The 12,198-nt window shown below is 69.5% G+C and carries 14 protein-coding genes; 9 read left to right on the top strand and 5 right to left on the bottom strand.

Annotated features, from left to right (window positions below; all coding sequences use genetic code 11):
- Positions 1 to 33: 33 nt before the first annotated feature.
- Positions 34 to 1,140, bottom strand: a complete 1,107-nt coding sequence (locus QZV94_RS17605) for a 2OG-Fe(II) oxygenase (RefSeq protein ID WP_293679579.1) — start codon at positions 1,138 to 1,140, stop codon at positions 34 to 36.
- 230 nt (positions 1,141 to 1,370) lie between these two features.
- On the opposite strand from QZV94_RS17605, the gene QZV94_RS17600 reads away from it, so the two are divergent.
- Positions 1,371 to 1,556, top strand: coding sequence for a hypothetical protein (locus QZV94_RS17600; protein ID WP_293679576.1), 186 nt, complete (start codon positions 1,371 to 1,373; stop codon positions 1,554 to 1,556).
- A 23-nt stretch (positions 1,557 to 1,579) separates the two neighbouring features.
- Here QZV94_RS17600 and QZV94_RS17595 read toward each other — a convergent pair whose 3' ends face one another.
- Together QZV94_RS17595 and QZV94_RS17590 are read right to left on the bottom strand one after the other, a co-directional pair.
- Entirely contained in the window at positions 1,580 to 1,717 is a 138-nt protein-coding gene (locus QZV94_RS17595) for a hypothetical protein (RefSeq protein ID WP_293679573.1), read from the bottom strand.
- Complete coding sequence (locus QZV94_RS17590) at positions 1,714 to 2,142, bottom strand: hypothetical protein (RefSeq protein ID WP_293679571.1); 429 nt, start codon at positions 2,140 to 2,142, stop codon at positions 1,714 to 1,716. The genes QZV94_RS17595 and QZV94_RS17590 overlap by 4 nt, the downstream gene beginning before the upstream one ends.
- A gap of 109 nt (positions 2,143 to 2,251) precedes the next feature.
- Here QZV94_RS17590 and QZV94_RS17585 point away from each other — a divergent pair, with 109 nt between their 5' ends.
- From QZV94_RS17585 to QZV94_RS17570, 4 genes are all read left to right on the top strand, one after another.
- On the top strand, positions 2,252 to 3,292 hold the full coding sequence (locus tag QZV94_RS17585) for a hypothetical protein (RefSeq protein WP_293679568.1): 1,041 nt from the start codon (positions 2,252 to 2,254) through the stop codon (positions 3,290 to 3,292).
- Positions 3,289 to 3,654 carry a DUF2200 domain-containing protein gene (locus QZV94_RS17580; RefSeq protein WP_367254732.1) on the top strand — a complete coding sequence of 122 codons (366 nt, stop codon included), beginning with the start codon at positions 3,289 to 3,291 and terminating at the stop codon, positions 3,652 to 3,654. The genes QZV94_RS17585 and QZV94_RS17580 overlap by 4 nt, the downstream gene beginning before the upstream one ends.
- 124 nt (positions 3,655 to 3,778) lie before the next feature.
- Positions 3,779 to 4,303 (top strand): DsbA family protein, encoded by a 525-nt coding sequence (locus QZV94_RS17575; RefSeq protein WP_293679565.1) that lies wholly within the window; start codon positions 3,779 to 3,781, stop codon positions 4,301 to 4,303.
- A gap of 74 nt (positions 4,304 to 4,377) precedes the next feature.
- A complete protein-coding gene (locus QZV94_RS17570) occupies positions 4,378 to 5,463 on the top strand; it encodes a histidine kinase dimerization/phosphoacceptor domain -containing protein (protein WP_293679562.1) in 1,086 nt (361 codons plus the stop codon).
- Here the strand turns inward: QZV94_RS17570 and ligD are convergent.
- Positions 5,460 to 8,036, bottom strand: coding sequence for a DNA ligase D (gene ligD, locus QZV94_RS17565; RefSeq protein ID WP_293679559.1), 2,577 nt, complete (start codon positions 8,034 to 8,036; stop codon positions 5,460 to 5,462). The two genes, QZV94_RS17570 and ligD, sit on opposite strands and share 4 nt — an antisense overlap.
- A 69-nt stretch (positions 8,037 to 8,105) precedes the next feature.
- Here ligD and QZV94_RS17560 point away from each other — a divergent pair, with 69 nt between their 5' ends.
- The 4 genes from QZV94_RS17560 (at position 8,106) to QZV94_RS17545 (ending at position 11,672) form a co-directional block, all read left to right on the top strand.
- On the top strand, positions 8,106 to 8,327 hold the full coding sequence (locus QZV94_RS17560; protein WP_293679558.1) for a DUF5961 family protein: 222 nt from the start codon (positions 8,106 to 8,108) through the stop codon (positions 8,325 to 8,327).
- A gap of 82 nt (positions 8,328 to 8,409) precedes the next feature.
- Positions 8,410 to 9,297 carry a Ku protein gene (locus QZV94_RS17555; protein WP_293679553.1) on the top strand — a complete coding sequence of 296 codons (888 nt, stop codon included), beginning with the start codon at positions 8,410 to 8,412 and terminating at the stop codon, positions 9,295 to 9,297.
- A 373-nt stretch (positions 9,298 to 9,670) separates the two neighbouring features.
- The gene (locus QZV94_RS17550; RefSeq protein WP_293679548.1) at positions 9,671 to 11,461 is read left to right on the top strand and encodes an ABC transporter ATP-binding protein; all 1,791 of its coding nucleotides are present in this window, start codon (positions 9,671 to 9,673) and stop codon (positions 11,459 to 11,461) included.
- A gap of 58 nt (positions 11,462 to 11,519) precedes the next feature.
- The gene (locus QZV94_RS17545; RefSeq protein ID WP_293679544.1) at positions 11,520 to 11,672 is read left to right on the top strand and encodes a hypothetical protein; all 153 of its coding nucleotides are present in this window, start codon (positions 11,520 to 11,522) and stop codon (positions 11,670 to 11,672) included.
- Here QZV94_RS17545 and QZV94_RS17540 read toward each other — a convergent pair.
- The coding region (locus QZV94_RS17540) for a crosslink repair DNA glycosylase YcaQ family protein (RefSeq protein WP_293679541.1) at positions 11,669 to 12,198 on the bottom strand (530 nt) is incomplete at its 5' end. The genes QZV94_RS17545 and QZV94_RS17540 overlap by 4 nt on opposite strands.

The following is a 12,198-nucleotide window of genomic DNA, read 5'->3' as shown; positions in this document are numbered from 1 at the left end:
GTTGGACCTACCGGCCGGAAGGCCCGGTCCCGACTACCCGGCGGCCTGCGCCCCTTCATTCGGCGCCGGCGTTTCGGTGGAAGGCTTGCCGGGACTGGTGTCCAGCAGGTGGAGGTTCTTCGCCCGCAACTCCTCGCCCGCCTCATCGAATAGGAAGGGCAGGGTGGCGTAGCGGATCCCGCGGGTCACCGGCGTGGCTTCGTGCAGCAGCGAGCACGAAAATACCACTGCGCCGCCCGTGGGGGGACGGTAGGTCTGTGGGCCGAACTCCGGGAAGCGCAGGTCGCCGCCCTCGAAGTCCTCGGCGTTCAGGTTGATGGAGACGGCGAACTTGCGATGCACGGTGCCGCCGGTGGTGTTGTCGCGGTGCGGCCGGAAGTAGCCGCCGTCGGCGGAGTCGTAGCGCGCGACGATATAGCGTTCGATCCGCGTGGCCTTGAATTGGAAGACCTTTTCGATCTCCGGGACCAGGCGGCGGCCAATGCGATCGCGCAACGCGCGCGTCAGTTCAGGGTCGGTGATGGTCGCATCTCGGCGGCGCTTGAAGTCGTCGAGCTCGGCCACGGTCCGGCCATTGCGCTCCCGCATGACGCCGGAGGGGACGCCGCCATCGGCCTCATAGTAGGCGATCAAACGGTGGCACAGGTCGCCTTCCAGGATACGCGGGACGATCAGCACCGGGGCATGCATGGGGACCCCGGCGTGATCCTGCGGCGCGCCCATCGCCGCCAAGCTGGCGAACAACTGCCGTCCGTTCTCCAGCGGCGCCCAGGCCAGCACCCGCTGCGAGGGGTCGATGGCGACCCAGCGGGGCGCGACTTCGCCATCTGGGCCCTCGGCGTCGTACAGCCGCCGTACGGATCCCTCCGCGTCGTAGAACCACCGCATCGGCAAGGCGTCCTTCGCCGCTTTGAACGACGCCTCGTCCGGCAGGACCCCAAACGCCAGACACCGGTCGTCGCGAAACAGACCCGGCAGGCCTTCCAGCATCGCGATCGCTGCGTCGCGCTCCGGTCCGGGCCCCGGAAGGAACCCCAGCACGACCCAGCGCCCGCCAAGGCTGGAAAAGGCGAACTGCGCGAAGTGCTTGGATCGCACCTTGAAGATCGGCGCCGGCGCGCCTGTGAACAACGAACCCATCCGGATCCCATCCCTGCGCGCCACCAGCGCCGGCTCAGTCTAACGGGAGCACCCAGCCCTGGACAGGCCACAGCGCGCGCAGGGCGTGTGCGCGCGTTCGCCCGGGCGGCGGGCTGGTTGCGGGTCTAGTTGCCGGAGGCCATGGCCCGGCTCACCGTCGACCTCCGGCGCAGCGGCCGGGCCGCCTGAGGGACCTTGCTCCGGGGCGCAGGTTCCGCCAAAGCCAAGGGATGTCGAGGGCTCCCCGGCCGGACAGGCCGGTCATCGTCGTGCGCATCCTGGCGCTGCTCACCGTCGCGCTCGGCCTGATGTGCGTGTTCCTGGCGGGGGCGTGGCAGGACAAGCGCCAGGAGGCCGCCTGTTGGCGAATCGCTGCGGAGTTCCAGCAACAGCCGCTGGGCGGCTGCGAGGAGTAGTCTTCCCTCCGCGGGAAAGGTCGTCAGGTCTTGGGCTTCAGGTCCGGGCGCGAGGCCAGGAACGCCGCCCGCTCGGCGGCGGTCAGCACCTTGGCCTTCTTCTGGCGAGAGACCCGCGGCGTCGGCGGGGCATAGGTGGGCGGCTTGGCGGGTGTTTTCATCGCTTGCGGAACCGGCTGGCCTCGGCGGCCAGCTTGCTCACCCACGCCTCCGGCTCCGTGCTCTCGGCCTGGAACGGCAGCTTGCCGGCCACGCCGCGCACCGCCAGCCACAGCTGCTGGTGGAAGTGACCCAGCACCCGCAGCGGCCGGCGCTTGTCATCGGTCACGTCCCATCCGGCGTCCTCGAAGGCGAAGACCTGGGCGCCCAGCGGCCTGGTGTCGACATCGTCCCAGCCTGGCGGCCGCGGCACGGCTTCCGCCTCATCGGCGGTCAGGCCGAACAGAGCCGTTGAACAGGCGTCTATCTCGGGGTGGGCCGTGCGCGCCTCCGGCTCGGCGAAGTCGCGCTTCATAAGCGCCTTCAGCTCCAGGTCCGCGACGCCGGGCAGGTCGATCAGGCGGCGCAGGGACGGCTTGCTGCTCATCCCGCACCGCCTATCGCGGATGGCCGGCCTTGGCGAGCGGCCATGCGCGCGCGCCGAACGCTGCCGAATCCGCCTCGCGCGATGGGGAGCTTCTGCTAGCTTCCTCCTGATGCGGCTTCGGGATGACGGCGTGACGGTGAAGTCCGGTCTTGCATTGGCGTTGGTCGCCGCGGTGGTGGCGTGCGCCGTCGCCGCCCAATCGGCGGAGAGAGCGCCGATCCCCCGCACAACCGATGGACGCCCGGACCTTTCGGGCAACTGGTCCAACGTGTCGTTAACCAAGCTGGAGCGGCCGGCAAGCCTCAAGGGGCTCACGATGCCCGAGGCTCAGGCCAAGGCTCTGGCGGCGAACGATCCTCTGCGCCGGGCGGCCGAAGCCGACCGCAAGCCCAGCGATCCGAACGCTGGCGCCCCGGCCCCTGGCGGCAGCCTGGGCCACGACGCGGTCTTCCTCGACGGCGGTGACGCGTACGCCAGGATCAAGGGCGAATACCGGTCCTCGTGGATCGTGGAGCCCGCGGACGGCCGCCTGCCCCTGACCGAACGCGGCGTACAGCGGCGGCGTGAGGCCGCGGCCATGAGCAACCGGATGGATCCCGCCGGGCCGGAGGACCTCTCGCCGAACGACCGCTGCCTGATCGGCTCGCGAAATTCTGGCGGGCCGGGGATGCTCAACAACATCTACAACTCGAACTACCAGTTCCTGCTGACCCGAGATGCCCTGGTCGTGATCGTGGAAATGGGCTTCGGCGTGCGGATCATCCCGATCTTCCCGGATAAGGCCGCCGCGCAGGCCGCCCATCGGCCCGCCGTGATCGGCCCCTGGATGGGTGACTCCACGGCCTGGTGGGACGGCTCCGCCCTGGTGATCGAGACCCTGCACGTGAACCCACAGCAGGGGCGGTTCGGTCCGATCTTCCTGTCCGAACAGGGACGCGTAACCGAGCGGCTGGCGCGCGCGACGGCGAGTGAGCTCGCCTACGAATTCACCGTCGAGGATCCCGTCCACTATACCCAGCCATGGCGCGCCGAGATGGTGATGACCGCCCTGGGCGGTCAGATCTACGAGTACGCCTGCCACGAGGGCAACTACGCTTTGCCCGGCATCCTTGCCGGCGCACGGGCCACCGGACTCAAGGGAACGCAGTGAGCACGCAGGCGCCGACCCAGCACCGCATCTACAGAATGAGTTTCGCCAAGGTCTATCCGCTGCTGGTGGCCAAGGCGGAGAGGAAGGCCCGCACGAAGGCGGAGGTCGACCAGATCATCCGCTGGCTGACCGGCTACGGGCCGGAAGCGCTTGCCGCCCAGCTGGCGAAGGACGTCAACTACGAGGCCTTCTTCGCCGAGGCGCCGGCGCTCAATCCTGCGCGCGCCGAGATCAAGGGGGTGGTCTGCGGCGTCCGCATGGAAGAGATCGCCGACCCGCTGATGCGGGAGGTCCGCTACCTGGACAAGCTCATCGACGAACTCGCCCGCGGCAAGGCGATCGAGAAGATCCTTCGATATTAAACAAACTCGCCGATCCTATCTGGGCCTTGGGGCCGCGCTCGCGCTCGGCGGCGGCGTCTCGGCGCTGGTCCGCTGGTGGCCGCGGGGCGGAACGCGGCTGACCCTGACGCCCGTCGTCGAGGCGGTGCTGACCGACCCCGGCTCGCCGCGCGAGGGATCGCCCGGCGCGGATGTCACGATCGTGGTGTTCACCGACTATCAGTGCGCGATCTGCAAGGCGACGGACCCCGCGCTCTCCCGACGCCTCGGCGCCGATCCGAACTTGGCGGTGATCTACAAAGACTGGCCGATCCGGGGTCCTCTGTCGGACCTCGCCGCCCGCACGGCGCTCGCCGCAGATCGCCAGGGCCGCTACCGGCCCGTCCACGACGCCTTGATGGCGGCCCGCGGCGCGCTCACCCCGGCGCGGATCGCCGCCATCGCGGCGGCGGCCGGCGCCGATCCGGCCCGTCTGGTCGACGACCAGCGGATCCACGCCCGCGCCATAGACGCCCAACTCGGTCGCCACCGCCTGCAGGCCTTCTCCCTCGGCTTGAAGGGCACACCCGCCTACCTGGTCGGTCCCTATCTCGTCGAAGGCGGGCTGGACGATCGGCGCCTGGCCCACGCGGTGCGGCGCGCCCGCGACACGGGGCCGCCGCGGCCCTGATCTGGATTGCCGCGCCCTCTGCCGCGGTCCATGAAGGATGCGCGGCGTAGGTGTGTGCCGCGCGTAAGGCTTCCATGCTCCCAGACGAGCCCTCTGCGGGCCTTGACCACCTGCTCGACAGTCCCGACTTGGCCGTGGCCTTGGAGAGCGACCGCTTCAAGCAGTTCCTCGACCAGGTGCCCGTGGCCATTGCGGTCTCCGAGCTCGCCGCGTCCGAGCGCATCGTCTACGCCAACCTCGAGTTCGAGCGCCTGACCGGCCGCGCGGCGGCCGACATGGTGGGCGGACGCTGGGCCAGCTTGCCCGGCCAGGCGGTCTCTGGCGAGGATCCCCGATCTCTGGGCGAGGTCCTGGCCGCGGAACGCGACTATGTCGGCTCCTACGTCCTGCCCCGCGACGGCGAACCGATCACTCTCGACGCCTGGTCCAACATCATCGAGGACGATGACGGCGCCCCGGTGTTCCGGCTCGTGGCCCTGGTCGAGACGGCGGCGTCAGCGACCGACGTCCTCGATGCGCTGGAGGAGCAGATCCGCGAGAAGGACACCCTGCTGCAAGAGCTGCAGCACCGGGTGAAGAACAATCTGCAGATGATCACCGCCCTGATCCGGGTTGAGGCCCGGGGCGTCGCCGACCGCTCCACCGGCGAAGGCTTCAGCCGCCTTGCCGGGCGGGTCGAGGCCCTCGGCCTGCTCTATCGCGCCCTGGGCGAGGCCGGCGCCGACCATGCCGTCGCTCTGGGCATCTATCTCAGCGAGATCGCTTCGGCGGTCATGCGGGCCCACGCGGTGGAGGGCATCCATCTCGACATGCAGCTGGACACCTGGCCGGTGTCCCTCGACGTGGCCATGCCTGCGGGCCTGGTAGTCAACGAGCTCCTGACCAATTCGCTGAAGCACGCCTTCGCCGGTCGCGAGGGCGGTACGATCACCCTGCACTGTGTCAGCGAGCCTCGCGGCTGCACCGTCCTCGTGGCCGACGACGGCATCGGCCTGCCGGACGGGGCCACCTGGCCCAAGGTCGGCAAGCTTTCGGCCCTCATCGTCCGCTCACTCGTGCAGAACGCCAAGGCGGCGATCGACGTGCGCTCACGGCCCGGCGAGGGCGTCCGCGTCACCATCACCTTCACCAGCGCAAACGCCGCCCCCGACGCCAGTTAGCTCTTCGCGAGCTTGCGGATCGCCGGGGCCAGGGCCCGTTCGCCGTCGCAGTAGTCGGCCCAGGCGGTCATCTTCTTCACCAGGGCCGGGACCGTACGGATGGTGTACTTCGCCGGCTCCAGCCCCCCCTTCACCTGGCCCCAGGTCAGCGGCATCGATACCGGCGCCCCCGGCCGTCCCCGCGGCGATAGCGGCGCCACCGCCGTCGAGAGCCGGTCGTTTCGCAGGTAGTCGAGGAAGATCCGGCCCGTGCGTTCCTTCTTGGCCATGCTGATCAGGTACCGGTCGGGCTGATCGGCCGCCATCCGCGCACAGACCTCGCGCGCGAAGCCCTTGGCCGTCGGCCAGTCGATGCCCTTGGCCGACAGCGGCGTCACCACGTGCAGCCCCTTGCCGCCGGTGGTCTTGCAGAAGGCCACTAGGCCCAGCGCCTCCAGCCGCGCCTTCACGTCCTTGGCCGCCACGATCACGTCAGCGAAGTCCACGTCGGGGGCGGGGTCCAGGTCGAACACCAGGCGTCCCGGTTGATCCGGCTTGAACGGCTCGCAGTTCCAGGGGTGCAACTCCAGCGCCCCCACCTGCGCCGCCGCCGCGAGGGCCTCGACCCGGTCGATCTGGATATAGGGCGTCTTGTCGCCGCGCACGTCGGCGGCCGTGAACAGCGACGACCAGCCCTTGCCCACGTGGCGCTGGAAGAAGGTCTCGCCGCCAATCCCGTCGGGCATACGGATCACCGAGCAGGGCCGGCCCTTCAGGTGGACCAGCATCCATTCGCCCACCGCCTCGTAGTACTGGGCCAGCTCCAGCTTGGTCACCGGCGTGCCGTCGTTCGCGTCCGGCCACAGGGTCTTCTGCGGACTGGAGATGGTCACACCCATCACCACCGCCATGCCCTTGGGCGCCGGGCTCTTCACCGCCACGGTCTTCGCCGGCGTCTCGGCCTCCACCTCGGCTGCCGGCTTGTCCTCGCGCAGCCCCTTGAACGCCGCTTGGCGGATGGAGCCGTCGCCGGTGAAGCCGGCGTACTCGATCTCCGCCACCAGCTGCGGCTTCACCCAGTGGATACCGGCCGCCCTGCGGGGTGCGCCCTTGCCCTTGAAGGGGCTTTCGTCAGTTTCGAGCGCCTGTAGCCGCGGCATCAACCCGGCGACCTTGCTGGCGCCGAACCCGGTGCCAATCCGGCCGACGTGGGCCAGCTCGCCGTCGCGATAGACCCCGGCGATCAGCGAGCGGAAGGCCTCCCCCGTGGTCGTCCAGCCGCCGATGACCACCTCGTGGCCGGCCCGGCACTTGGATTTCGCCCAGGTCTCGCTGCGTCCGGAGCGGTAGGGCGCGTCGAGCTTCTTCGAGACGATTCCCTCCAGGTCCATGCGGCAGGCTGAGCGCAGAACAGCGTCGCCCGCAGTCACGAAGTGCTCCACGTAGCGGACGGTCGGCGGCGCGCCTTCGACCAGCGCCTTCAACCGCGCCTTGCGCTCGGTGAGCGGCAGCTTGCGCAGGTCCTCGCCGCCGGCGAACAGCAGGTCGAAGACAAAGAACACCAGTCCATCCGTTTGCCCGGCCGAGATCGCCGCCTGCAGGGCCGCGAAGTCAGGCGCCCCGCTGTGGTCCAGCGCCACGACCTCGCCATCGATGATGCTGTCGGGGAACGTCGCGCCCGTGCGCACGATCGCCCCGAACTTGGTCGACCAGTCCAGGCCCTTTCTGGTGAGCAGGGTGGCTTGCCCGCCCTCCACGCGCAGTTGCATGCGGTAGCCGTCGAACTTGATCTCGTGTCCCCAGCCCGGGCCTCGCGGCGGCGCCTGCAGGGTCTTGCAGAGCTGCGGCTCCACGAACCGCGGCAGGGCGGTCGCCTTGGCCGGCCTTGGCGCCCTTCTGGGCGACGCCTTTGGCGAGGCCGTGGCCGTCGAACTGCGGGTGCGGTTCGATTGCCACACCGCGTCCGCCGCGGTCGCCGAGACTGTCATGAACGGTTTGGCGCCCTTGCCCTTGCCGGCTGCGATCTGGGCCATGCTCCGGCCCGAGGCGATCGAGCGGTCTTCCGCCGCCAGCGCCCCCGCCTCGCCATCCACCGCGGCCTCGTCGCGGTGCTTGATGAGCAGCCAGTTGCGCCGCTTGCCCTCATCCTTCAGCCGTACCAGCACCCACGAACCGTGCAGCCGGCCGCCCTCCATCACGAATTTCAGCTCGCCCTTCGCCAGGGCCTTCTCGACGTCCTCGAAACCGTCCTGCGGCGCCCAGTAGCCCCGGTCCCACAGCTGCACGGTCCCGCCGCCGTACTGGCCCTTGGGGATGGTCCCCTCGAAGTCGCCGTAATCCAACGGGTGGTCCTCGGTTTCCACCGCCAGCCGCCGGTCCTTGGGGTCCAGCGACGGCCCCCGCGTCACCGCCCAGCTCTTGAACACCCCGGCGTCCTCGAGCCGCAGGTCGAAGTGCAGCCGGGTGGCCGCATGTTTCTGGATGACGAACCGTCGCCGGTTTGACGCCGTCACCTGCGCGTTCGCCCCGGACGGCTCGGCCGTCTGCGAGAAGTCGCGCATTTCCTGGTATCTCGCGAGTTTCGGCGCTGCCATGCGCGCCTAACGCACGGCCTGGCGAATCCTTTCCCGCCCTTCGCGCGTTAGGCCGCCAGGAGGCCCGCCATGCCCGAGTTTCGCGTCCACGCCGCGCACGACGCCGGCCACCGCGCCCGCGTGCTGGAGGAACCCAGCTTCGAGGCCGCCGCGCTGGCCTATGTCGAGGACTGGCCCCACACCATCGACGACGACCCCGAGGTCCGCGTCATCGTCCGCGACCTGGAAAGCGGTCGGGAGCACTGCTTCTGCATCGATCTCGACACCGGCGAAACCGGCGACTGCGCCTGACGTCCAGGGATGCGAGCAGGGGACGAACGAATTCCCTCCCGGCCCGTTGAAGCAACTTCACCGCTCCCGGAGTCCCGTCGCCATGGCGTACCGCCCCACCTGGCAAGGCCACCTCAAGCTCTCGCTCGTCACCTGCCCGGTAAGCCTGTTCACCGCCACCAACCCGGCAGGCGACGTGCACTTCAACCTGATCAACCCGAAGACCAACAACCGGATCAAGATGATCACCACCGACCCGGAGAGCGGGCCGATCAACCGGTCCGACCTGGTCAAGGGGTACGAGGTCTCCAAGGGCGAATACATCCTGCTCACCGACGAAGAGATCAAGTCCGTCAAGCTGGAGAGCACGCGCACCATCGACATCGAACGCTTCGTGCCGGCCGAGGAGATCGACCGTATCTACTGGGACAACCCGTACTACCTAGCCCCGGACGGCAAGATGGCCCAGGAGGCCTTCGCCGTGATCCGCGAAGCCATCTCGAAGGCCGGCAAGATCGCCATCGGGCGCATCGTCATCTCCACCCGCGAGCGTATCCTGGCGCTGGAGCCGCGGGGCAAGGGCATCCTGGCCTACTCGCTCCGCAGCGACGCGGAGGTGCGCAAGCCGGACGAGATCTTCGGCGCCATCGCCGACGCCAAGCCCGACGCCGACATGGTCGCCATCGCGCTGAAGATCATCGAACAGCGCGCCAAGCCCTTCGACCCCAGCCAGTTCGTCGACCGCTACGAGGAGGCGCTGAAGGCCCTCATCGAACAGAAGAAGAAGGGCCACAAGCCGGTCTCCGCCGAGGAGCCGGAGGACACCAACGTCATCGACCTGATGGAGGCCCTCCGCGCCAGCCTGGCCGGCAAGAAGGCCCCGCCTGCGAAATCCAAGCCGGCCCGAGCGGCCGCGGGCAAGAAGCCGGCCGGGGAGGCCAAGCCTGCCAAGGCTCCGGCTCACAAACCAAAGGCCCGACGCGCGGGCTGAGCGGGCCTCGACTGTGGCCCTCCCGCCACGCCCGGCGGCCGCGGGAGAATTCGCGAACCACGTTCCTTGACCGCCCCCGAGACCGCGCCTAGCTTCGCGACCTTCGAGGCTCAGCAGGGAGGTCCGTCAGAATGACAGCTGTCGCAATGATCGCCTTCCCCGCGCGTCTCGGGCCGCCGCCGCACCGTTAACTCAGCCCGACCGCGTCGCGCTGCCGTCCGCCAGGACGGCCCGCCGAAGCGATCCCGCGCGCCCGTGGCCCCCCGAGCCGTCACCGCTCGAAGCCCCATCCACACCTGATTTCCATTTCGCGTCGGACCCGCGCGCGCTCCCGCTGGGAGTCCCGGTCCGCCGCAGTTCAAAGACCGGGACAATGACCGAGCACTACGAGGACGACGAAGAGATCAAGCGGGACAGGGTGCTGTCCAACAGCCAGGTTCTGGGGTTCATCGCCCGCTTCTGGCTGCGTCGGCGCGGACTATTCTACGCCGCGGTGGGGCTGATGCTGGTGGCCATGGCGTTCGACCTGGCCTTGCCCTGGGCCGCGGGGCGGCTGGTGGACGTGGTGGCCACGACGCCCCGCCAACCGGCCGCGGCGTGGAACGCCTGGGCGATCTTCGTGGGCGTGTACCTGGCCTTCTCGCTGATCCGCAACGTGGCCTTCCGGTTCTGGAATCCGCTGGCCGCGCGCAACATGAAGGAGATGACCGACGAGGGCTTCCGCCGGGTGCAGGCCTTTTCGGCGGACTGGCATGCCGACCACTTCGCCGGCTCCACGGTGCGCAAGCTGTCGCGGGCCATGTGGGGCTACGACATGGTCTCGGACGCGGTGGTCCTGTGGCTGGGGCCGGCGCTCCTGGTGCTGGTCGGGCTGTCGGTGACCATGCTGCTGCGCTGGCCGGCGGTCGGGCTGTTCTCCATGGCCGTGGTGACGTTCTACGTCGCCTCGAACCTGCTGCTGACCGTGAAGTACGTGCGCCCGGCCAACCTGCGGTCGGTGGCGCTCGACACGCGCATCGGCGGGGCGTTGGCGGACTCCATCTCGTCGAACCCGACCGTGAAGTCCTTCGGCGCCGAGCCGCGTGAGGAAGCGCGCATCGGCGAGGTCACCGCGCTCTGGCGACGGCTGACCCTGATCACCTGGACGCGGTTCATCGACGTGTGGCTGGTCCAGAACATGATCCTGGTGGTGCTGCAGGCGGGCCTCTCCGGCCTCCTGATCCGACTGTGGGTGCGAGGCGAGGCCACCGCTGGCGACGTGGCGTTCGCGATCACCTCGTTCATGCTGATGAGCGGCTACCTGCGCAACATCGGCGAGAACATCCGCATGATGCAGAAGGGCCTCGACGACGTGGAGGACGTGGCCTCGTTTGCGGTCGCGCAGGTGCAGGTGCCCGACGCCCCTGACGCCGCGCACTTCCGCGGCGAACTGGGCGAGATCGCCTTCGACCGGGTGACCTTCTGCTACAAGTCCGCCGAGGTCCCGCTCTACCGCGACTTCACCCTCATCGTGGCGCCTGGCGAGAGGGTGGCTCTGGTCGGCCCTACCGGCGCGGGCAAGTCGACGTTCGTGAAGCTGATCCAGCGGCTCTACGACCTGGAGAGCGGCCGCATCCTGATCGATGGCCAGGACATCGCCAAGGTCAGCCAGCAGACCCTGCGGCGCGCCATCGCCGTGGTGCCGCAGGATCCGGCGCTGTTCCACCGCACCATCGCCGAGAACATCGCCTACGCCCGGCCAGACGCCTCGGCGGAGGAGGTGGCCCTGGCGGCCAAGCGGGCCCGCGCCCACGACTTCATCGCCAAGCTGCCCAAGGGGTACGACACCCTGGTCGGGGAGCGCGGCGTGAAGCTGTCGGGCGGGGAACGGCAACGGGTGGCCATCGCCCGCGCCTTCCTGGCCGATGCGCCGATCCTGGTGCTGGACGAGGCCACCTCGTCCCTGGACGTGGAGACCGAGCGCCAGGTCCAGGCGGCGATGGAGGAGCTGATGGCGGGTCGCACCACCATCGTCATCGCCCACCGATTGTCGACCATCCGCGGCGCCGACCGGATCCTCGTCTTCGAGAACGGCCGCATCGTGGAAGAGGGCAAGCACGCCGACCTGGTGAAGCGCGGCGGCGCCTACGCGCGCCTCCACGCGGTGACTGAGGGCGTGGGGTAGGGCGGCTGGAACCCGGCCCGTGCGCGGCAGTTCCTCTTGCGAACGAGGAGCTGCCGCCATGGCCGACCAGCCTGAGAAACCCCACACGGTGAAGGCCGGGATCATGGACGCCATGTTGGGCCTCAAGGGTCCGAACGGCGAGCTCATGTTCCAAGGCAAGCCGGCCCTCGTCGTCGATCTGCCGGACGATGAGGACGATGACGACGGCTAGAGCGCGCGGGCCAGCTCTTCAGCCAGGTCGCCGCGCGGCTCCACGCGAACCCGATCCAGCCCGAGCCACCCGGCCATCCGCCGTAGCTCCGCCGCCAGCTTTGCCGGCGTCGCGTCCGTCGCCCATGGTTCAGCGTGGGCCGACTGCACGACCAGGGCGCCGGCCTTGCGGTCGGACTTCAGGTCCACGCGAGCGGTCAGCGCGTCGCCCTCGAGGAACGGCAGGACGTAATAGCCGTGCTGCCGCTTCTCGGCTGGGACGTAGATCTCAAGTCGCACCCGGACCCCGAACATCCGCTCGGTGCGGTCGCGGAACCAGATCAGGTTGTCGAACGGGGAGAGCAGGGACGCCGTGTCGATCCTCCGCGCCCACCGCGCCGCCGGGTCGAGGTAGGCGGGCTCGCGCCATCCCTTCACCGTCACGGGGACCATGTCGCCGGCCTCCACCAGCTCGGCGATGCGGGCCTTCGCGCCCGCCACCGGCATGCGGAAGTAGTCGCGCAGGTCGCGCTCCGTGGCGATCCCCA

The organism is uncultured Phenylobacterium sp. (assembly GCF_902826855.1).
Classification (GTDB): Bacteria; Pseudomonadota; Alphaproteobacteria; order Caulobacterales; family Caulobacteraceae; genus Phenylobacterium.
This window is presented reverse-complemented; position numbering and strand designations above follow the sequence as displayed.